Consider the following 21,885-nt stretch of genomic DNA (forward strand, 5'->3'; position numbering starts at 1 on the left):
TCTCCAATCAGGACGATCTCACGATCACTACCTGCCCGGCAGCGCAATGACCGTGAACTCCCGCGCACTCCTTGGAGTGCGCATACTTACTGCAACTAATGTTGGGCTTCGAAGAGAAGCCCGCAAGGGATTGTCTAAACCAAGCAATCAGGCAGATTGTTCCGCAGGTTCAGATTTTCCTTTTCCGTGAACATAAACTGGGCTCGCTTTCTTCTCCGCGACGTCCTGATTTATGACCACCTCTTCAACGCTCTCAAGGCCCGGAAGATCAAACATTGTCTCCATGAGCATGCTTTCCATAATGGAACGCAACCCACGTGCACCTGTCTTGCGCTCAATAGCCCGGTTAGCGATTGCCTTCAGCGCATCATCTGTGAAGGTCAGCTTAACGCCTTCCATATCAAAAAGACGGCCGTATTGTTTCACGAGTGCATTTTTAGGCTGTGACAGAATTTGCACTAGTGCGTCTTCATCCAGATCATTCAACGCTGCGATAACAGGAAGGCGCCCGATAAATTCAGGAATAAGGCCGAACTTCAGCAAATCTTCAGGTTCTACGCTTTGAAGAATTGCTCCCAAACGACGCTCATCGTCTGAACGTACGTCAGCGCCAAAGCCAATTGCTGACCCCTTGCCGCGAGCAGCAATGATCTTATCCAAACCGGCGAAAGCACCACCACAGATAAAGAGCATATTTGTGGTGTCGACTTGCAGGAATTCCTGCTGCGGATGCTTACGCCCACCTTGAGGCGGCACAGACGCAACCGTACCTTCCATAAGCTTCAGCAGAGCCTGCTGCACGCCCTCACCTGAGACATCGCGCGTGATGGATGGATTTTCAGATTTACGCGAAATTTTGTCGATTTCGTCGATATAAACAATGCCGCGCTGAGCACGCTCGACATTGTAATCCGAAGCCTGCAATAGCTTCAGAATAATATTCTCAACGTCTTCACCGACATAACCAGCCTCTGTCAACGTCGTTGCATCGGCCATTGTAAACGGCACATCCAAAATGCGCGCTAGTGTTTGGGCTAACAGCGTCTTACCAGACCCAGTAGGCCCGATCAGTAGGATGTTGGACTTTGCGATCTCAACGTCATTGTTCTTCTGCGCATGCGCCAAGCGTTTGTAGTGGTTATGCACAGCAACAGAAAGCGCGCGCTTAGCTTCTACTTGCCCGATGACATAATCATCCAGAACCTTGCAAATTTCTTTCGGGGTCGGCACGCCATCACTAGATTTTACCAGGTGAGTTTTGTGCTCTTCACGAATGATATCCATGCACAGTTCAACGCATTCATCGCAGATGAACACGGTTGGCCCTGCAATCAGCTTTCGCACTTCATGCTGAGATTTGCCACAGAACGAGCAATATAACGTATTTTTGGACTCGTCCGACTTGTTGCTCATCTCTGTTCCTCTCTCCGCTTACGCACGCTCAGAAAAGCATCCTACGGACACCAATTACGCGCAAGCCTTTAACTTTAAGCTGAGCTTTTCAGCCTCGGCAAGCCCGAAGCCCAAGCCCTAGAGACACGAAAAGCGGCATAGTGAGATGCCGCTTTTACAATTAATCAGTATAGGCAGCAGTATTTCCGCTGAAAATACCGTGCGTTACGCACCTTCGCTTGCGCTAGGGTGGCGACGTACCACTTCGTCCACCAGTCCAAAAGCCTTGGCTTCGTCAGCAGAAAGATAGCTGTCGCGCTCCAGCTTCTGCTCGATATCCTCAAGCGTCTGGCCTGTATGTTCGCGGTATATTTCGTTCAGACGTTGGCGAATAACAAGTATCTCGCGTGCCTGAATTTCAATATCCGATGCCTGCCCTTGAGCGCCACCAGAAGGCTGGTGCACCATCACACGGGCGTTGGGCAGACAGTAACGACGTCCCTTTTCTCCGCCAGCCAGAAGCAAGGACCCCATCGAGGCAGCCTGCCCGATGCAGACCGTGCTTACAGGGCAACGGATATATTGCATTGTGTCGTAAATCGCGAGACCCGCAGAAACAACGCCGCCCGGGCTGTTGATGTAGAAGGAAATTTCCTTCGTGGGGTTAACGCTCTCGAGATACAAAAGCTGCGCGCTGATGAGCGAGGCAACCTGATCGTAGACCGGCCCGGTCAGGAAAATGATACGTTCCTGAAGAAGGCGGGAGTAGATATCAAACGCCCGTTCGCCGCGTGCGGTCTGCTCGACCACCATAGGCACAAGCGCGTTACCGAAAATCTCAACGGGATCGTGGTTCCCAATGGCCATGCTGTTTCTTCCTCGTTGCCCTCGGGCTATCAGCTTCCTAACATGGCCCCACAACGTTGCGCCGTCAAAGGGCTCGACGCAGGAAAATCACACAAACATGCCATTGGGGCAAAGAATATGCTTCTCCGCCCCAAAAAGACTACTTAATCAAAGGTCAGCAGGTGGAATTTCTGACAATTCTTCAGGTGTAACTTCTTTTTCCGTTACATCTGAAAGTTCGATCAAATAATCAACAACCTTGTTTTCCAAGATTGGGCCACGCAGACCTTCAACCGCTTGCCGGTTCTTTGAGAAGAACTCGAAAACAGCTTTTTCTTGGCCAGGGTAACGCTGAGCTTCTTGCTGCATTGCACCAATCAACTCTTCGCGGCTGACTTGGATTTCCTGCTTACGCCCGATCTCTGCCAGCAACAGCCCCAGCTTTACACGACGTTCTGCGATGCGACGGTAATCGGCGCGAAGGGTTTCTTCGTTCTTACCAGCATCTTCTTCGTCCATGTTGCCTGCCTGACGGTCCTGCTCAACACGTGCCCAGATCTGGCCGAATTCAGCTTCGACCATGCTTTCTGGCGCGTCGAAATCCGTCTTTTCTGCGAGGATATCAAGCAGTTCACGCTTGATGCGCAGACGGGACAACTGAGAGTATTCACCTTCAGCTTGTTCCGTAACGATCTTACGAGCTTGATCGATGCTTTCCAAGCCAACCGTCTTAGCAAGTTCGTCATCAATTGCTGGATCGATCGCCTTTTTCAGCGCGTTCGCTTTGATGTCGAAAGTTGCTTCTTTACCTGCCAGCTCTTCAGCTTGGTAATCTTCAGGGAAGGTCACGGTGATGATTTTCTCTTCACCAACCTTCATACCTTCGATCTGCTCAGCAAAACCTGGGATGAAGCCTTCGCCGCCAATTTCGACGTTGACGTCTTGCGCCGTGCCACCGTCGAATGCTTCGCCGTTAACCTTGCCAACGAAGTCAACGTTAACAACGTCACCAATCACAGCTGCGCGGTCTTCTTCGATCGTTTCGAAGGTTCGGCTACGACGTGCGAGTTCGCCAAGGGCCTTATCGACAACAGAATCGTCAACTTTGGCCGTCAGGCGTGTAAGCTTAAGACCTGACAAGTCTGGAACGGTGATTTCAGGAAGAATTTCGACTTCGACCTTAAATTCCAAGTCGCCTTCGCTGTCTGGTGCGGAAACTAGGTCCACCTTAGGCTGCGTAGCCGGGCGGATGTTCTGCTCCTGCATGACGCGGCCTGTTGCGTCGTTTACAGCTTTTTCCAGCAGTTCAGCATTCACGGAAGCGCCATAACGCTGCTTAACCAATGAAGCAGGAACCTTCCCCGGACGGAAACCTGGCAGACGAATCGTCTTCGCCACTTCTGCCAAACGAGCTTTCCGGTCAGCTTGCAAATCTGCAGACGGGACAACGACGGTGAAGGCGCGCTTAAGTCCTTCGTTAAGCGTAGGCGTAACCTGCATGAGCCAGGCGTTCCTCTCAGGTCGGGGATAATGAGTTACGGAAAAACGGGTTGGTGCGGGCGGAGGGACTTGAACCCCCACAGCTTTCGCCACCAGAACCTAAATCTGGCGTGTCTACCAATTTCACCACGCCCGCGCATACCACCGTTTTTCAAAGGGTTCGTCCTGTCGGGAACCCTGCGATGCGCCGGATTTAGCGCATCTTTATTCTTTTCACAACCGTGCAAAGGGCAGGTTTTTATAATTCTTTGCATTCTGATGTTTTTCTGCCCGTTGCCGCGCCCTTCCAAGCCCCTTTTCCAAAGCTTCAACCACGGGCCAACCGCCATATTCACTTGCAGCAGCTATTCCTGCATCTCCGTGCAACCACACTGCGGCACAACTCGCCTCCCAAGCAGGCATCCCGCCTGCCAGCAAAGCCGATACAATACCAGCCAGGGTATCCCCTGAACCCGCCGTAGCCAAAGCTGGGGACGCATGCTGATTAATTGCAACGCGCCCATCAGGTGCAGCAATAATCGTATCGCTCCCCTTTAAAACGACCACCGCACCAACGCATTGCGCCGCCTGCCGCGCCGCTTCTATCCGCGGCGACTCAGCCAGCGCACCAAATAATCGTCGGAACTCACCCATATGCGGCGTGATCACACTGACACCACGTAGAGCCTCAACAGCCTCCGCGCCCGTCCCCAATGCCCCCGCATCGGCAAGAATTGTTTTGCCAGCACTTATTAATTGAGGAAGATACGCCTCGACCTCTGCATTACTTAGCCCAGGACCACACAACCAAACTTGACGGCGCGAGTCTTTTACAGCCTCACCGATCGGAACGTCGTCCACAATCAGCCCTGGCTCGCTGTGGCGATAAAGCGCCACATCACCACCCAAAATCCTCACTAGCCCAGCCCCACTAGAGCGGGCAGCTTGCGCTGCAATGCGCACAGCGCCGGTCATTTTGTCTGCCCCGCAGATACTCACCACACCGCGACTGTATTTATGATCCCCCCTATCCGCGACTGGGAGCAACCACAGCCCGGGCTCGTTCAGAAAAACCCTTGGCTTCACCTCATTAACGGCGTCGGCTGGCAACCCGATATCGGCGCACACAATTTCACCACAGAGAGCTTTAGCTGGCTCCAAAAAATGTGCCGGCCGCGGCCTAATAAAGCTTATCGTTAGCTCAGCTTTTTTAACGCTCCCCAGTAAGCGTCCCGTTTCTCCGCACACACCACTCGGAACATCTATCGCTACAAGACGGTTCGCCTGCCGCAAGATGTGCGACAGCCCATCAGACAAAGGGCGTGATAACCCTGCCCCAAAAACCGCATCGACAACCAAATCCGCATTAGCGATACGGCCTCCGTCTTCGCTAAATGTTCGCCCCCTCCAACTGCGGGCTATCACCTCAACTAAACTGTCTTTTTTCGGCGCAGCCACCGCCAGAACAACCACCGACCAGCCCCAAACTTCAAGCCAACGCGCCGCCACGTACCCGTCAGCCCCATTGAACCCCGGCCCGCACACCACCACCGTTTTACATGGAGCGTATCGTGCGCGAATCGCGCGCGCTACTGCCCAGCCAGCGCCTTCAACAGCTCGCACATGGCCATCCTCTCCAAACGCACTATCTATGCTCTGGCTGTCGTGAGGCGACAATAAGACAAGGGGATGCAACGTCATGACACCAACCTTTTCAACAAACACACTCAAAGCTTAAAAGCGGAAAGGCTTTTTGCGTTGCCTCTGGCGCTCACTCCCTTCAATCGGTACAACCCCGATTAAAGACAGAGACTGCCCTTCACGGCCGCAGCTAATCAGTGGGAGAATTTATGAGCACCTATATAGTTTGGAGTCTTATACTCGCTGTGCATTTGCTGGGCATTACGTATTGGGTGGGCGGCTCCCTCTACACAGTGCTCGTGATGCGTCGTTCGGTTAGCCTACTTGACCCGACACCGCGCTCGGCAGTCATCCTACAAAGCTATGCTCGCTTTTTCCGAGGATTATGGCACGTCATGGGCACCACGCTCGTGAGTGGCTGGGCGATGATCTTTCACGATGGCGGCTTTGGCGCAGTCCCGCTTCCCATTAATATTATGCAAGGCCTTGCTCTCGTGATGGCCATTGTATTCGTAACAACGGTTCAAGGCCCATTCCGCCGCGCCCGCCGCGCGCTGCGCCCCTCAGCCGAACTTTTTGACACGCTGCGCCTCCGTACGACCATCATGGCAGTATGCGGAATCCTGACAATCATCACAGCCGCTTTTGCAGGCACACACTAAAAAAGCACAGTGTTTCGCTAATCGGCTCAATCGTCATCGTTTCATCACATGACTTTAGCGCATTTACTTGCCAATTCGCTCCAGAGCCGATAACGGAGCACAGTAAGGCTGCATGGGGCAGCCTGACCCTCAAAACCGGTCTCGACCCCTTCGGGTCACCTCCGACAACGAGAATTTCGAGAGTCATTTGAACGCGAAAACGACCTCCGGTCCCTCCAAGCCAAAAACAACCACACCCCGCAAAAGAGGGCGCAAGGCCGTGCAAGATAGCGCTGCAACCTCTGCTCCGGACACACCTCCCTCTCTATCTGATGAGGTTGAGGCCGTAGATGCTCTGGCTGAAGCAGCTCAATCTTCCAGTGTCAAAACTGAGAAAAAAACGCCTGCAAAGCGCGCTACGCGCGCCAAAAAAGTGACTTCAGAAACAGTCGCCACTAACGAGACCACTGATATTTCGTTGCCCATCAGCATCGAAGAGCAAGATGCCACTGTGGACGAAACGCCCGCACCAAAACGCCGTGGCCGTCCCCGCAAGAACGCTGCTGCCACAGAAGTCACAGCCCCAACAGAAAAAGAAGCGAAAACTACCGCAAAACGTGGTCGTCCAGCGCGCAGCAAACCCACGACACCCGCTGCTGAGCAACCTGTTGAACAGAGCACCACACAACCTACTCGCCGTCGTGGCCGCCCTAAAAAAAGCGAAGCTACTGCCTCTGAAGTGTTACCTGCAGAAACCACTATTACTGACGACACTGCAGCAAACAACAATGACGTCCTAGAGCAAGACGTAGTGAGCGCTCCTGTCGTAGCAGCCGCTAATACCACACCTGCGCCCCGTCGCCGTGGGCGCCCTAAAAAAACGCAGCCTGCCAAAGACGATAGCGCTCCAGAGACAGAAGCCCCAACGCCAACCCCCAAAACTCGCGCACGAAAGGCTTCTTCTGCGCAAACAGTCGCTGAAGATACGCTTGTTCAATCTTCAGAACTGTCTGTTCCTGATGTTGCGCCGAGTGTTGAAAACATTGCTGTTGATGCGACTGAGGAAAGCCACGCGGAAGCAAAAATTGAGGAGGCATCCGCAGAGAGCAATCAGCCTCTTTTCTCCTCCCTGCCGTTGAGCGAGCCCATTATGCGGGCAATTCAGGAGCTGGGCTATCAACACCCAACCCCTATTCAAGCTCAAGCCATTCCGCAAATTATCAGTGGCCATGACGTCCTTGGCGTTGCGCAAACTGGCACCGGCAAGACCGCGTCATTTACGCTACCAATGCTGGAAAAACTCTCAGGCTCACGGGCGCGAGCACGCATGCCGCGCTCTTTGATCTTGGAGCCTACACGAGAGCTGGCCCTGCAAGTTGCAGATAATTTTAAACTGTACGGGAAGTACCTTCGCCTCTCTCACGCCCTTCTTATTGGCGGTGAGAGCATGGCGGAACAGCGCGAAGTTCTGAACCGTGGCGTCGATGTTCTAATCGCGACGCCTGGCCGTTTGCTGGACCTTTTTGCACGCGGCGGCTTGCTAATGACACAGACCAGCCTGTTCGTGATTGATGAAGCGGACCGCATGCTCGATATGGGCTTCATCCCGGATATTGAGAAAATCGTGACTCTGCTACCAGCACACAGGCAGACGCTGTTTTTCTCTGCGACAATGGCACCAGAAATTCGCCGCCTAGCTGATGCGTTCCTGCGTAATCCAGTCGAGATTACTGTTTCCCGTCCGTCGTCAGTCGCTTCGACAATTGAAGAAACCTTGATTATCGTTGAGGAAGAAACGAAGCGCCGCGCACTACGCAAAGCTCTTCAAAACCTTAATGTCCAGAACGCTATTGTGTTCTGTAATCGTAAGCGCGACGTCGATATGCTTCAGCGCTACCTGACGAAGCATGGCTTTGCCGCTGGTCACCTCCATGGTGACCTCGCCCAGTCGCTTCGATTCGCAACGCTTGAGCGTTTTAAAGCCGGTGACCTTCAAATTCTGGTCTGTTCTGATGTCGCTGCTCGTGGAATCGACATTGGCGGCTTGTCTCACGTCGTGAATTACGATCTGCCTTTCAATGCTGAAGATTACGTTCACCGAATCGGTCGTACTGGCCGTGCTGGCAAAGAAGGGCATGCCCTCAGCATCGCTTCTCCGAAGGACCGTGAGCTGCTCAACGCGATTGAGACTTTGACAGGCAAGCCAATCGCACCAGTAACGTTCCAGAACATTGAAACCATAGGGTGGGACCACGTCCCAGCTGCTGCGCCCACACCGGCTGAGCCAGAAGCACCTGTTCCTACCGCTGAGGATGAAGAGTCCGCCCAAAACACAGATAACAAGAGACGCAAACGCCGCCGGGGTGGACGCAACAGACGTGGCCGGACGGACGAACCGTCATTTAACGAGTCTGATGTACAGCCCTCCAGTGTCCCCGTCCAAGAAGAGCCGATTAGAGCACGTGGCGTTTCAATAGAACTGGCACCCGCCTTCGAAAACGATGCACCACGCACAGGTTTTGGTGGTGATACCCCAGCTTTCATGCTTATTCCCCGCCGCCGCCGTGGGGCTGCTCCAGTGCAGAACGCAGATCGTAATGCACCAATCCAACATGATGGACGTCATTACGATGATGAATAATGCAATGAGTGGTGTTCTGAACGCTAAAATTGAAGGTCTAGGCACGACAGGCGACGGTGTGTTTTACCACGACGGTAAAACATACTTCCTGCCCAACACCTTACCCGGGGAAACCGTTTCATTCCGTTTTACGGGTGATACACCTGAGTTGATAGACATCCTTGAGGCTTCGAACAGTCGCGTCCAGCCTTCCTGTACAATCATTAACGACTGTGGCGGCTGCGCAGTGCAGCACATGACACTCCCTGCATTACTGTCATGGAAAACCGACCGTATCACACGTCTGCTTAGCAGTGTGTTTTCGGACGTTCCCGAGCCAGCCCATTACCAAACACCCCCACGTACACGGCGCAGAATGGACCTTGCTGTTCAGCGCATACCCGGTGGTGTGCATATAGGCCTGCATGCCCGCAACGGTGACCCCGTGGATATGATTGCGTGCGACGTTCTGGCCCCTGAGCTTTTTGAACTTCTAACGCCCCTACGCGATGTTTTGGCTGGTTTGGGAGCCCTAACAGGACGTGCCGATCTCCAAATAAACCTGCTGGATACCGGGCCTGACCTTACCCTATCAACGCCAACAGCCCTGTCCTCAGCCGACCGTGCGAAACTAGCAGCCTTCGCGCGTGAGCATAATATCCGCCGCATTGCTTGGACGCCGATCGGCAAGCGCGAAATCGAAACTGTTGCGCAGTCCCGCGCTCCCACGATTCGCTTTGGCTCCGCCGATGTAACGCCACCTCCCGCTGCTTTTTTACAAGCATCGAGAGAGGCCGAGCGCGTGATCCAAGATGCCGTCCTTGCGGGCTTACCTGCACTCAACAAAAAAGATATTATTGTTGAGCTTTACGCAGGCTGCGGTACGCTCACCTTACCAATGTCCGATAATGGTCGGGTTATCGCGTATGAAGGTGATGTCTCTGCAGCGGCAAGTCTGCGGACGGCCTCAGGCGGACGCCGCATTGACGCCCACACGCGCGACCTTGTTCGCCAGCCATTACTACCGCCAGACCTTAAAACAGCACGAGTTGTTGTCCTAGACCCGCCATACACTGGCGCTGGCCCTCAAATCGAGCCACTCGCACGTTCAACTGTTAAAGATCTTGTCTATGTTAGCTGCAATCCAGCTGCGCTCAAGAAAGATCTGCAAACGCTTCACAAAGCTGGTTTTGAACTGATCAGCAGCACTGTAGTGGACCAGTTCCTTTGGTCCACTGAAGTTGAGACAGTCGTCGTGCTCTCACGGGATCCCAAAAGGATCAAACGTGAAAGCTCTCGCCGCAGCCGCAGCGCCCCTTCTCATTCGGATTCTTAAACGTAAACCCTGATTCGAGGTCTTTGACCTCGTAATCCATCACACTTCCGATCAGGAACAATGTGGCCTTGCGATCTACAAGCAAGGTCACACCCTGGTCATCAACGCGTTCATCCGTTGGGGCCGCCTCCGCTACAAACTCCATCTCATAAGACAAGCCAGAGCACCCTCGCGTGCCAACGCGCACGCGCAGTAGCTCGCCTTTATGAGCCCCTTGATACAGAGCTTGAAGCCGCGTCGCAGCGCGCTCAGTTAAGCTCATCATTGCGGGCAATTGGCGGGAAACTGTTGCAGACATGCCAGTAAACTTCCGAATTTTAGAACATGTTAAGCGCAAGACGCGCATCATCACTCATGCGGCTAATATCCCACGGCGGGTCCCATACAATCTCCACCGTGACATCGGTCGCTTCAGGCACGTGTGTAATAGCCTCACGCACCATTTCAGGCAGTTCTTGGGCGCTGGGGCAGTTTGGAGCCGTGAGCGTCATTTCGACATGAACTCGACCGTCGTCATGTAAATCTATCGCGTAGATTAAGCCAAGCTCATAGATATTCACCGGTATTTCCGGGTCATACACAGTAGCGATAGCCGCGATGACAGCATCTTGGTCTGGCGCCACACCGCTCTGCGTTGCTGGAAAATCAGCAGTTTCTTGAGGTTGATCGCTCATATTTCTCTCAACTCAACATCATATGTGCGCGCTCTAGGCCGGTGCACAAAGCATCAATATCTTCTTTTTGGGAATAAATACCAAAGCTGGCACGAGCGGTCGCATGAAGCCCTAACTTGCGGATCAAAGGCTCTGCGCAGTGCTGACCCGCACGAATAGCAATTCCTTGCTGATCCAAAAGCGTCGCCAAATCGTGTGGATGCGCGTTTTGCATCACGAACGAAATCACACCACCGCGCTTTTCTGGTGCACCAAGTACAGTCACACCGTCCAAAGCACTCAGGCGCTCAATGGCATAATCCGTCAGAGTTTTCTCATGCTCTTCAATGGAAGCGTAACCGACGCGCTCGACAAAACGGATAGCCTCTGCAAGGCCAATTACTTCCAAAATCGCAGGTGTACCTGCCTCGAAGCGGTGCGGCACTCCAGCCCATGTTGCCCGATCAAAGGAAACACTTTGGATCATCTCGCCACCACCCATGAAAGGCGGCATGGCATCAAGCAGGGCTCGTTTGCCCCACAAAACGCCTATCCCTGTGGGACCGTAAAGTTTGTGACCTGTAAAGGTAAAGAAATCCGCACCAATTTCTTGCACGTCGACCGCGCTGTGAACCACGGATTGAGAGCCGTCGAAAAGGATTTTAGCCCCATAGCGGTGCGCCAGATCGGCCAGCTTACGTGCTGGCGTAACAGTACCAAGGACGTTGGACATCTGCGTAACTGCAACCAGAGCCACTTTGCCATCAGACAAAAGGGCTTCGTAGGCTGCCAAGTCCAAATCACCATTGTCTTGAATAGGGGCAACGCGCAGTTCAATGCCAATGCGATCGCGCAGCATAAGCCACGGAACGATGTTCGCGTGGTGCTCCAATTCGGAAATCAACACGGCTTGCCCAGGCTGTAACTGCCCACCGAAGCTGTGCGCCACAAGATTGATCGCTTCTGTGCTGTTGCGCGTAAAAACGATTTCGTGGCGGTCAGGCGCATTCAAAAAGCGCGCGACAACGTCCCGTCCACCCTCATAAGCTTCCGTAGTACGCTCGCTCATCCAGTGCAAACCACGATGGATATTAGCGTACTGGTGGTACGCTGCCTCCTGCATGGCCTCTATTACACATTTTGGCTTCTGCGCTGAGGCCGCACTGTCTAGAAAGACAAGCGGCTTACCGTGAACTTTTTCCGAGAGAATAGGAAATTGTGCGCGCAATTCGGGTGTCACTGGGCAAAGCTCCGTAAAAGCAACTCACGCAGCGTCTCATCTTCGACGAGTTCCAGAGCATCCAGTAAGAACGCCCGGACTAGAATACCACGCGCTTCATCAGCAGGCACACCACGCGAACGAAGATAAAAAAGCTGTTCTTCGTCTAGGGCGCCAACAGTCGCACCGTGGCTGCACTTCACGTCATCAGCGTAAATTTCCAGCTCTGGCTTGCTGTTAATTTGCGCTTTTTCTGACAACAAGAGTGCTTGGTTCATCTGGTAGCCATCGGTTTTCTGCGCAATCCGATCAACCAAAATTTTACCTTGGAAGACCCCTTGCCCAGCCTCAGATAACACCGTCTTAACTGTCTGGCGGGAGTTACAATCTGGCGCTGCATGATGAATGAATGACGTCAGATCATTCAAACGCTGCCCATCAACAGATTGTACACCATTCACATGCACTTCTGCGTGGCTCTCAGCCAAAGTAGCCGCGACCTCGTGGCGCGCGAGCGCTCCCCCTTGGTTAAGGGTAAAGCTGTCATAGCTTCCCTTGCCCGAAACAACAGCAGAGACAAACGCCAAGTGGAAAGCATCAACGCTTTCGCGCTGAATTTTAACGTGACGAAGCTTTGCACCTTGAGCAACATCGATGCTCAAACGCGGGTTCGTCAGGTAACGCCCGTTTCCTGCATTGACTTCATACAGCGTCAGGGAAGCGCCTGCTTCAAGGACAATACGATGGTGCAAGTGGGCAGAAACATCGTTTCCGGCGGTCAAATGAACCAAAGTTAAAAGCCCAGCATCCTCCCCTGCAGGGATGCGTATGCTCAGGCCGTCAGTCGCCAACGTGTCGTTCAGCAGGACGGAGAAACGCCCAGCCGCATCGCGCTCCGCAGGTTGCGTTTTTGAGACCTGAACCAACGCAGGTAACTCAATCTGAGCAGGCTTACCATTAGCGAAAACAGCTTTGCCGCCGCTTTCCGGCAACGGCAAAGTTTGAAGAAGCTCCGAAACAACTTCCGTTTCCAAAGCGGGAGCTGCAGACCATGCAACGTCCGATATGGCGCGCAATGGTGTGTAACACCATGCCTCTACACGACGTGTCGGAACGCCTACCTGCTTTAACGCCTGCGCCGCATTGCTCCCTGCCTCAGCGGCTCGCGCAACAAACGCGTCAAGCGCTGGGGCTGCCGGCAAGGTTGTGTCTGTCATAGTGCAGCCTCAAGGAACTGTGCGTAGCCCTGCTTTTCAAGCGTCTTGGCCACTTCTGGCCCACCACTGTGAATGATGCGTCCCTTCGCCATGACATGCACACGGTCCGGCACCAAATGATCCAGCAAACGCTGATGATGTGTAATCACAAGGGCTGAGAATTCAGGACCGCGCAGGGAATTGACGCCGTCCGCAACGATGCGCAGAGCGTCAATATCTAGACCGCTATCGGTTTCATCGAGGATAGCAAGTGAAGGCTGCAACAAGCGCATTTGGAGCACTTCGTTGCGCTTCTTTTCGCCACCTGAGAAGCCAACATTAACGGCGCGCTTCAACATTTCGTCTGACATGGACAGGCGCTTGGTTTCAGCGCGGACAGCCTTCAGAAACGCGACAGCGTCGAGTTCGTCCTGCTCACGCGCCCGGCGTACCGCATTAACAGCCGTGCGTAAAAAGTTAGCATTGTTTACGCCAGGCAACTCGACAGGCGCTTGGAACGCGAGGAACACACCCAAAGCAGCGCGTTCTTCCGGCTCCAACGCGAGGAGATCTTCCCCTTTGAAAAGGGCAGAACCACCAGTAACCTCATAATCTTCACGCCCGGACAGGACGTAAGACAGCGTTGACTTACCCGAGCCATTCGGCCCCATAATCGCGTGGACTTCGCCCTTAGGAATGCTGAGGTCAATTCCTTTTAGAATGTCCTTAGGCGTACCATCGGCATCGATACGGGCCTCGAGGCCCCGGATTTCAAGAAATTCTGACATAGTTAACCTACACTTCCCTCGAGGCTGATCTGGAGCAATTTCTGCGCTTCAACTGCAAATTCCATTGGCAGTTCTTTGAGCACTTCACGGCAGAAGCCGTTGACGATCAGACCCACAGAGTCTTCTTCTGACAAACCGCGTGAGCGGCAATAAAAGAGCTGATCTTCAGAGATTTTGGACGTCGTGGCTTCGTGTTCAATACGCGCCGTCATGTTGCGGTTTTCGATGTAAGGTACGGTATGTGCCCCACAACGATCGCCAATCAACAAACTATCGCACTGCGTAAAGTTCCGCGCCTGACGTGCGCGCGGCTGCATTCGAACCAGACCACGATATGTGCTGTCGGACTCCCCTGCGGAGATTGTTTTGGCGATGATGGTCGAACGGGTATTGGCGCCCAAATGGATCATCTTCGTACCTGTATCGGCCTGTTGGTGGCCGTTGGTAACAGCTACAGAGTAGAATTCACCCACTGAACCCTCACCCGCCAAAATGCAGGATGGGTATTTCCACGTAATTGCCGAGCCTGTCTCAACCTGTGTCCAAGAAATCTTAGCCCGTGCACCACGGCAGATGCCACGCTTGGTTACAAAGTTATAGATACCACCACGGCCATTTTCATCGCCCGGATACCAATTTTGTACCGTCGAGTATTTAATGGATGCATCATCCATGGCAACAAGTTCGACAACCGCTGCATGGAGCTGGTTCTCATCGCGCTGTGGCGCTGTGCATCCTTCGAGATAAGAAACGCTGGCGCGCTCTTCGGCAATGATGAGCGTACGCTCAAACTGCCCCGTGTTACGAGCATTGATACGGAAATAGGTCGACAGCTCCATCGGGCATCGAACACCCTTTGGAACATACACAAACGAACCATCCGTAAAGACCGCAGAGTTCAGGGCCGCGAAGAAATTATCTCCAACGGGAACCACTGTACCAAGATATTTCTGTACCAGCTCGGAGTGCTCGCGGATCGCTTCCGAGATTGGACAGAAAATTACACCTGCTTCTTGGAGCGTTTTACGGAACGTCGTCGCTACGGACACGCTGTCGAAAACCGCATCAACTGCAACTGGTGGACGCGCCGTCTCAGCACCTTCGACACCAGCGAGGATTGCCTGCTCATGGAGCGGAATACCCAAACGCTCATACGTACGCAGCAGCTGCGGATCCACCTCTTCAAGGCTTTTTGGCCCGGGCTTCTTCTTCGGCTGTGCGAAATAATGCGCATCTTGATAATCAATCGGCGGATGGCTGACCTTGGCCCATTCAGGCTCTTTCATCTCTAGCCAAGCGCTATACGCCTGCAGACGCCATTGCAGCATCCACTCAGGCTCACCTTTGCGCTCTGAAATCAGACGGATGGTATCTTCGTTCAACCCTTTCGGGGCGATTTCCATCTCGATGTCAGTTTCAAAGCCCCATTCATAACTGGACTTGGCGAGCTTTTCGACGGCCTCACGAGTTTCAGTAACGGCTGGCATGATCTTCGTCCTTACTTCACCGGTTCGACGATGGCAGGTGCGTCACATTCACCTCCCACAGACAAACCGCTACGGGCACTCGATGTAAGATCGGTCTGCCCTTTCATATCGGCAAGTGTAATACGGTTCAGTGTTGCGAGAATGGCGTCATTTACCATGTCCCACTGCCCTGAGAGACCACAGAGCGCACTATGCTCGCACTCGCGGCCATCGCAGCACGCTGTGATGGAAATTGGTCCATCAACTGCTGCAATCACCGCTGCAATGCTTACTTCCGCCAACGGCCTAGCAAGACGATACCCGCCGCGTGCACCGCGATGGGATATGACGAGTTGATGTCCCGCCAGCCCTTTTAGCAGTTTTGCCACTGTAGGTTCAGGCACGCCCGTTTCTTGGGCAAGTGCTGCCGCCGTGACCAGTTCGTCATAGCGGCCAAGCCGTACGAGAACGACCGTGGCATAATCAGCAAGTTTGGATAGCCTGAGCATCACACCCACTCAAACATTGAATTCGCATTTAAGACTCACTGAGTCCTAATTGGAGTTCGAATTGCCCGATATCAACCACAGGGTCAAGATAATTGCGCTTTGTTCACTTTCAAAGCCCGGCGAACAGGCGAAAAAAACCTTCGAGTAGCGCACCGACGACAAAACCAACGATTGTTCCGTTAACCCGCACATACGCCAAATCGCGGCCCACACCGGCTTCGAGCTGACCTGAAAGAGCATTGCTGTCCCAACGGGCAATGACCGAAGCCATGAATATCTTCAATTTTTCACGAATTTTGGGTAAAAATGCAGTGATTCCGCGCTCTAACAACGCTTCAATTTTAAGTCTCAGCGCATCGTTGCCTCTAAGCATAGCGCTTAGGTTGCTTACCGAATTTGCTAAAACTACCGCGCTCCAGCCATCCTCACGCTGACTATCTTCCTCAGCCATTCTCCGAAACTTCAGCCACAACTCCTGACACCAAGCACGCAGCACATCATGCTGAAGCACCGAGGACACACCCTTAACAAAATCGTTATGGTAGCCTTTCCCACGCTCTAATTTCTCAATTTCTTTGCACACCCACTCCGTGAAACCCTGCCTTAAAGTCGAGTCCATAGGGTCAATGCGCTCTATTTCTGCTTGCAGGGACTGAAAAACACGGCTGGCGACCGAACTGCCCAAAGCCCAGCCGACAAAACGTCCTCCCTGCTCCCGCACGCGCTCTTCCACAAAATTTCTTAACTCGTCTTCCTTGGCGGCAAGGGTGTCTTGGAGTTTTGCTATCAGAAACGAGATAACTTCCTGATGCATCTCACTCTCGACCATGGCGCGTAACGCCCTTGCAAGCAGCGGTGCCAGTTCCTCACCATTCAAAACAACAGACATGGCCCCAGCCATCGCCGCCCCGGCCCGACCGTCCTCAACCCTCGCCAGCATGTCGGGCAAACTTCCCTTAAGGGCAGACACGACACCGTCCTTGACTTTTGGGTCGTCTAAAAAGCGCGCCAAAATGTCAGCTACGTCAATTTTCTGCAGGACACGGTGTACTTCAGCATCCGAGAATAACTGCTCCGTGACAAAACGACTCAACGCTTGCCCGAGCCGATCCTTTTGGCGCGGCAGAATCGCAGTGTGGGGAATGGGAATACCGAATGGATGGCGAAACAAAGCCGTTACCGCGAACCAATCTGCAAGGCCACCGACAACCCCAGAGCGTGTGCCGGCCCGCGCTACATCCATCCAAAAAGGCGCTAAAGCCGGATAGCGCACACTAAACCAAGTCGTTGCGCCAGAAGCCGCAACCATAAAAACCAACAAACCTTCTGCAACACGCTTAGGTGAAGGTCGGTCTTTCCGAGACGGATTTTTAGCGGATATGTGCAGTTTTTCCATTATTCGCCCTTAGCACCGCAGCGTTTTTGTGTCGCCTGTTTCTCTGCCCGACAAAAAGGCATCTTACTCAAGGGTGTTGCACCACCGCGCAGGTCATGAAACAACCATTCAACCTAAAGTGGACTATCACATGGCGTGATATCTACTGCTCCAACGTAATTTTATTTCAAGTGAGACCGTCCGATGTCCCAACTCAGTTCCCGGCTCGATCCCACCCTATCCGGTCGGATTGAAGAGCTTGTCATCTCCTTGGAACAGGAACACGACGGTCTTGCCAGCGCCGTTCAGCGCATCAAATCTCAGTTTCTGTCACAAGAAGGCACAGACCCACTCTCGGATTTCACAAAAATTGTGCACTCTATGCGCGACGAGCTATTTGCCGAGCGCGCGGTAAAGTTACGCAGCTACGTGGGCCTCGAAAATGCTCAACCACTTGAGCGCCTTAAAAAGGTCGCACAAAAGCTCGTCGAGCAAGCACAAACGCCTCAAGACCTTGCTTGCCCTGATATCGCCGCCGTTTTCACGGCCCACCCGACATTTGCACTCGCCGATAACGTCTACGCGCAATTAGCACAACACGCGACGGCACCGACTGAAGGCCTGCCCCATTTAGCTACCCATCGCCGCGCCAGCCCGCCCACACTCAACCACGAGCAAACCCTTGCTTTGGAAGCTATTCTGCGGGGCCGTGACGCATTAGACGAACTGACGTCTTTTATTCTCTCAGCAATGCAGGAGCGTTGGGGAAATGACGCAATCGCATCGGTAGACCCTTCTCCCGTCATTCTCGCCAGCTGGGTCGGCTTCGATACAGATGGCAGAACCGATATTGGCTGGTGGGATACGCTGCGTATCCGCTTGGAATTAAAGCTTTCTCAGCTATCACGCCTAGAGCAAAACCTAGCGGCGCAGCATTTGGAGCACACCGCTCTAGCAATGCGTGTACGCCGCGCTATCGAAGCTGTACGCACCCAGCATGAAGCGTGCCCAACAGGGCGGGATGCCACTGCTGAGCAGATACAACACTTTGCTCTCACGTTGCTCAACCACCATGACGCAGCATTGGAAAATGCCCAACAACTCACACCGTTTTTCCGCGATGCCGCGGCCGATCTAAGCGCAGAGGAAACGTCAGCCCTACACGCGGTCCGTGCAGGCTTCATGAGCCACGGCCTCGGAATTGCACATATTCATACGCGCCTAAATGCCGCACAAATATACAACGTCGCCCGCTCACGCCTCGGCTTATCAGACGACCCCGCGTTACCTCGCCGCCGTCGTGTTCTAATGTCCAAAATCAACGCCGCGCTAGACGAATTGACGCCGCGTCAAGTCGACTTCGGCGCGCTGATGACGGAAACCGCATCCGCTGCCCGCCTTATGATGACCATGGCGCAAATTCTCAAACACGTGGACAGCGGCTCCCCGATCCGGTTTTTGATTGCCGAAACAGAGAGCGGATACACCCTACTCGCAACACTTTGGCTTGCCCGTTTTATGGGTATCCAAGACCATCAAATCGAAATTTCCCCACTTTTCGAAACCGAGAGCGCCCTTGAAAATGGCGAGACTATTTTAGAGGAAGCTTTCCGCTCACCTCACTGGCGCAATTACTTGCGTGCCAATGGTCGCCTCTCTTTGCAGTTCGGTTACTCAGATTCCGGCCGCTATGTCGGTCAGCTCGCAGCAACAAATCTTGTCGAGCGCCTTAGAATGCGCACCTTAGCCCTGCTGAAGGAGCACGGGTTAGAAGATGTCTCCCTCACCTTGTTTGACACACACGGCGAAAGCATCGGCCGCGGCGCTCACCCTTTCTCCCTCCGGCAGCGCCTTAATTATTTTTCCCCCGCACGTACACGCGCAGCACTCCACGAAGCGGGCATACGGCATCGCGTGGAAACAGCCTTCCAAGGTGGAGATGGCTACACATTGTTCGGCACGCACGATTTGGCTGCCTCCACAATTGCCACGCTAGCAGAACATATCACCGAAGCCCCAAAAGCTGACGAAGACCCAATTTATGCGCGCCCTGATTTTGCAGCGGACTTCTTTTCAACAATCGCGCTGGACATGGCCGCTCTCGTTGATGACCCAGGCTACGCAGCCCTCCTCAGCGCATTCGGCCCCTCTCTCATAGATAAAACAGGCTCTCGCCCGTCTGCCCGCCAATCAGACGCATCGACTGTGACGCAAATTACGCATCCCAGCCAACTACGTGCGATTCCCAACAACGCCATACTCCAGCAACTCGGCTGGTGGGCCAATGTGCTGCACGGCTTGGGTAATGCCGCTCAACGGCACCCAGAAACATTCGAAGAATTACTGCAAAAATCACCACGCTTCCAAGGTGCAATGGATTTTGCCCGTCAAGCTCTAGCTCATTCAGACCTTGACGTACTGCGCGCCACCATTCGCCAGCTAGATCCCGGAACTTGGCTGGACCGCGCGTCGCAGGCCGATGATGAGGAGCGTCGGCAGTCCTATCTCACGATCTCTGATGGACTGGAGGCACTGCGCTTTTGGACAAGTGCGCCAGCCATGTTCCGACGCATCCAAGCAGATAATATTGCTCTGCGCAGCACATGGCCCGAGGCACCGCGCATGGCCGCCCGCGAAAAGCTTTTACATGCACTTCGCTTCGCCCTGATCGACCGAATTTGGTTGCTCGCCTCCCAAATTCCTTATTTTGGTCCCCGCTCGAACCTTACGCGCGATGGCATCACCCAGCTTGCACTGTGCCTAGATATTCCACGCATGCTGCATATTCTGGAAGACCTGTTCCCACTCGCGGCTCCGAGCATCGCACATATCGATTTTGGCGAACCTCGTGACCAAGCTGCAGCTGAAGGCTTTATTGCCGAGCATGAGCAGCTTTTCCGCCCATTGGCGCGGCATTTCGAACTTCTACGCGAAATCGGTATCGCCATTATGCATGCAAACCGTGCGTTTGGTTAGACGAAAGGACCAGTCTCAGTCTTGTCGATAACGTAACGTCTGCTAGGAAAAGAGCTTCACGTCAGCAAGGACAGTATATCCATGTTTCGTAAAGCTCTTTTATCAACCCTTGCACTCTCAATGCTCTCATCGACTGCGCTGGCTGCCCCGGCAGAACAGCCAGCGCCCAAAAGCAATGAAAACGCTGACAGCGTAACGCACGGCACGGTGGTGGTTGATGGCTCAACCATTTCTTACCAAGCCGTTGCTGGGACTATTCTTGTTCACGGCGGGTCTTACGATGACTCCTCCGATGTCTTAAATAAGCGTGGCGTAAAGCTCTCCGCCGCAAAAGATGACGACAGCGCAAAAAATCCGCCTGTCGCCTCCATGTTCTATACCGCCTATTTCAAGGACGGTGTTCCTTCTGGCCGCCGCCCCATCACTTTCCTTTATAATGGTGGTCCGGGTTCTGCATCCGTGTGGGTACATATGGGTACGTTCGGCCCACGTCGCGTCAACACACCCGGCGATACACACCTGCCAGCCGCCCCTTACCAGCTTATTAGTAACCCTCAGTCCTTGCTCGACGTTTCCGACCTCGTCTTTGTTGATGCTCCCGGCACCGGCTTCTCGCGCATTGGCGGCAAAGATGCAGACAAAACTTTCCTAGGCGTCGATGGTGATGCGGAAGCCTTTACGCATTTCATTGCCCAGTTCCTGGCAAAATATAGCCGTTTCAATTCGCCTAAATATCTTTTTGGCGAAAGCTACGGCACCATGCGCTCTGCTGTCGTCATTAATAATCTGGAACAAGAGCAGAATATCGACTTCAATGGCGTTATCCTGCTGTCTCAAATTTTGAACTATGACAACAGCGCCGATACACCCCAATTTAACCCCGGTGTGGACGATCCGTATGTGTTGGCACTACCGACCTATGCCGCAACTGCATGGTACCATAAGGCGCTGCCAGCAGCTCACCCTGACCTCAAAGCATTTTTGAGCGAAGTTGAACACTTTGCGCTCAATGACTACACGCTGGCTTTGGCACAAGGCAGTGACTTGTCTGACCAGCAACGTAATAGCATTGCACAAAAGCTGCATGACTATACCGGCCTGCCAGTGGACTACATTCTAAAGTCCAATCTGCGTGTTAATGGCGGACAATTCGAACAACAGCTTCAAGCAACAACCGGGATGGCCACCGGGCGCCTAGACACACGTTATTCGAGCCCAACCATCGACCCCATGAGCAAAGAAGTAGAATACGACCCACAATCAAGTGCCATCAGTTCAGCCTACGTTACGCTCTTCAATGATTACGTACGCAGCACATTGAAGTATGGGTCAGATGAATCCTACCACCTCTTCAATAGCTCGGGCGGACGCTGGGACAACAAGCACACTCAACCAAGCGGCTACCCGGCCGAAGGTGTTCCAAACGTCATGTCTGACCTTGCCATGGCTATGAAAACCAACCCGAACCTCCACGTCATGCTAAACGCTGGCTACTACGATCTTGCCACCCCCTACTTCGAGGGGATTTACGAAATGAAGCACCTGCCGATCCCTGCTGCTTTACAAAAAAATATTGAGTACGCTCAGTATGATTCCGGGCATATGGTCTACGTAGATCCAAAGTCCCTGCAGCAATTGCATGACAATGTCGCTACTTTCATCCGTAAAACCGATAATCTCCACTAACACTAAGCTGAGCATACGGCTGAGGGAACATCACTCCCTCAGTAACCTCACAATTCGAACAT

General features: G+C 53.4%; 17 protein-coding genes and 1 tRNA gene. 5 read left to right on the forward strand and 13 right to left on the reverse strand.

Annotation, left to right across the window (positions count from 1 at the left end):
* Positions 1-147 precede the first annotated feature (147 nt).
* The 5 genes from clpX to D5366_RS00470 form a co-directional block, all read right to left on the reverse strand.
* The gene (gene clpX / locus D5366_RS00450; RefSeq protein ID WP_141491825.1) at positions 148-1,413 is read right to left on the reverse strand and encodes an ATP-dependent Clp protease ATP-binding subunit ClpX; all 1,266 of its coding nucleotides are present in this window, start codon (positions 1,411-1,413) and stop codon (positions 148-150) included.
* 204 nt (positions 1,414-1,617) lie between these two features.
* Positions 1,618-2,259: an ATP-dependent Clp protease proteolytic subunit gene (locus D5366_RS00455; RefSeq protein ID WP_141491826.1), complete on the reverse strand. Its 642-nt coding sequence runs from the start codon at positions 2,257-2,259 to the stop codon at positions 1,618-1,620.
* A 147-nt stretch (positions 2,260-2,406) separates the two neighbouring features.
* Complete coding sequence (tig, locus tag D5366_RS00460) at positions 2,407-3,738, reverse strand: trigger factor (protein WP_141491827.1); 1,332 nt, start codon at positions 3,736-3,738, stop codon at positions 2,407-2,409.
* 51 nt (positions 3,739-3,789) lie between these two features.
* A tRNA-Leu gene (locus D5366_RS00465) sits at positions 3,790-3,874 on the reverse strand.
* 77 nt (positions 3,875-3,951) lie between these two features.
* Positions 3,952-5,418, reverse strand: a complete 1,467-nt coding sequence (locus tag D5366_RS00470) for an NAD(P)H-hydrate dehydratase (protein ID WP_141491828.1) — start codon at positions 5,416-5,418, stop codon at positions 3,952-3,954.
* A 149-nt stretch (positions 5,419-5,567) separates the two neighbouring features.
* Between D5366_RS00470 and D5366_RS00475 the strand changes: the two genes are divergently transcribed.
* The 3 genes from D5366_RS00475 (at position 5,568) to D5366_RS00485 (ending at position 9,955) form a co-directional block, all read left to right on the forward strand.
* The gene (locus tag D5366_RS00475; protein WP_141491829.1) at positions 5,568-6,020 is read left to right on the forward strand and encodes a hypothetical protein; all 453 of its coding nucleotides are present in this window, start codon (positions 5,568-5,570) and stop codon (positions 6,018-6,020) included.
* 985 nt (positions 6,021-7,005) lie between these two features.
* The gene (locus D5366_RS12195) at positions 7,006-8,640 is read left to right on the forward strand and encodes a DEAD/DEAH box helicase (RefSeq protein WP_456306632.1); all 1,635 of its coding nucleotides are present in this window, start codon (positions 7,006-7,008) and stop codon (positions 8,638-8,640) included.
* Positions 8,597-9,955 carry a class I SAM-dependent RNA methyltransferase gene (locus D5366_RS00485; protein ID WP_240775276.1) on the forward strand — a complete coding sequence of 453 codons (1,359 nt, stop codon included), beginning with the start codon at positions 8,597-8,599 and terminating at the stop codon, positions 9,953-9,955. The genes D5366_RS12195 and D5366_RS00485 overlap by 44 nt, the downstream gene beginning before the upstream one ends.
* On the opposite strand, the gene D5366_RS00490 is transcribed toward D5366_RS00485, so the two are convergent.
* The 8 genes from D5366_RS00490 to D5366_RS00525 all read right to left on the reverse strand — a co-directional run bounded on the left by D5366_RS00490 (position 9,900) and on the right by D5366_RS00525 (position 17,182).
* On the reverse strand, positions 9,900-10,253 hold the full coding sequence (locus tag D5366_RS00490) for a HesB/IscA family protein (RefSeq protein ID WP_141491831.1): 354 nt from the start codon (positions 10,251-10,253) through the stop codon (positions 9,900-9,902). The two genes, D5366_RS00485 and D5366_RS00490, sit on opposite strands and share 56 nt — an antisense overlap.
* Positions 10,254-10,272: 19 nt before the next feature.
* Complete coding sequence (locus D5366_RS00495) at positions 10,273-10,629, reverse strand: SUF system Fe-S cluster assembly protein (protein ID WP_141491832.1); 357 nt, start codon at positions 10,627-10,629, stop codon at positions 10,273-10,275.
* Positions 10,630-10,636: 7 nt separating this feature from the next.
* Entirely contained in the window at positions 10,637-11,848 is a 1,212-nt protein-coding gene (locus D5366_RS00500; RefSeq protein ID WP_170211022.1) for an aminotransferase class V-fold PLP-dependent enzyme, read from the reverse strand.
* Positions 11,845-13,044, reverse strand: coding sequence for a Fe-S cluster assembly protein SufD (gene sufD / locus D5366_RS00505; RefSeq protein WP_141491833.1), 1,200 nt, complete (start codon positions 13,042-13,044; stop codon positions 11,845-11,847). The genes D5366_RS00500 and sufD overlap by 4 nt, the downstream gene beginning before the upstream one ends.
* Positions 13,041-13,811 carry a Fe-S cluster assembly ATPase SufC gene (sufC, locus tag D5366_RS00510; protein WP_141491834.1) on the reverse strand — a complete coding sequence of 257 codons (771 nt, stop codon included), beginning with the start codon at positions 13,809-13,811 and terminating at the stop codon, positions 13,041-13,043. Before sufC ends, sufD begins: the two co-directional genes overlap by 4 nt.
* 2 nt (positions 13,812-13,813) lie before the next feature.
* Complete coding sequence (gene sufB / locus D5366_RS00515) at positions 13,814-15,298, reverse strand: Fe-S cluster assembly protein SufB (RefSeq protein WP_141491835.1); 1,485 nt, start codon at positions 15,296-15,298, stop codon at positions 13,814-13,816.
* 11 nt (positions 15,299-15,309) lie between these two features.
* Entirely contained in the window at positions 15,310-15,786 is a 477-nt protein-coding gene (locus D5366_RS00520) for an SUF system Fe-S cluster assembly regulator (RefSeq protein WP_141491836.1), read from the reverse strand.
* 109 nt (positions 15,787-15,895) lie between these two features.
* Positions 15,896-17,182, reverse strand: a complete 1,287-nt coding sequence (locus tag D5366_RS00525) for a DUF445 domain-containing protein (RefSeq protein ID WP_141491837.1) — start codon at positions 17,180-17,182, stop codon at positions 15,896-15,898.
* Between the two features lie 183 nt (positions 17,183-17,365).
* Between D5366_RS00525 and D5366_RS00530 the strand changes: the two genes are divergently transcribed.
* Both D5366_RS00530 and D5366_RS00535 read left to right on the forward strand, forming a co-directional pair.
* Positions 17,366-20,137: a phosphoenolpyruvate carboxylase gene (locus tag D5366_RS00530; protein ID WP_141491838.1), complete on the forward strand. Its 2,772-nt coding sequence runs from the start codon at positions 17,366-17,368 to the stop codon at positions 20,135-20,137.
* A gap of 120 nt (positions 20,138-20,257) precedes the next feature.
* Positions 20,258-21,823 carry a S10 family peptidase gene (locus tag D5366_RS00535; RefSeq protein WP_373317490.1) on the forward strand — a complete coding sequence of 522 codons (1,566 nt, stop codon included), beginning with the start codon at positions 20,258-20,260 and terminating at the stop codon, positions 21,821-21,823.
* Positions 21,824-21,885 lie beyond the last annotated feature (62 nt).

The sequence above is a fragment of the Neokomagataea tanensis genome, from assembly GCF_006542335.1.
Taxonomy (GTDB): domain Bacteria; phylum Pseudomonadota; class Alphaproteobacteria; order Acetobacterales; family Acetobacteraceae; genus Gluconobacter; species Gluconobacter tanensis.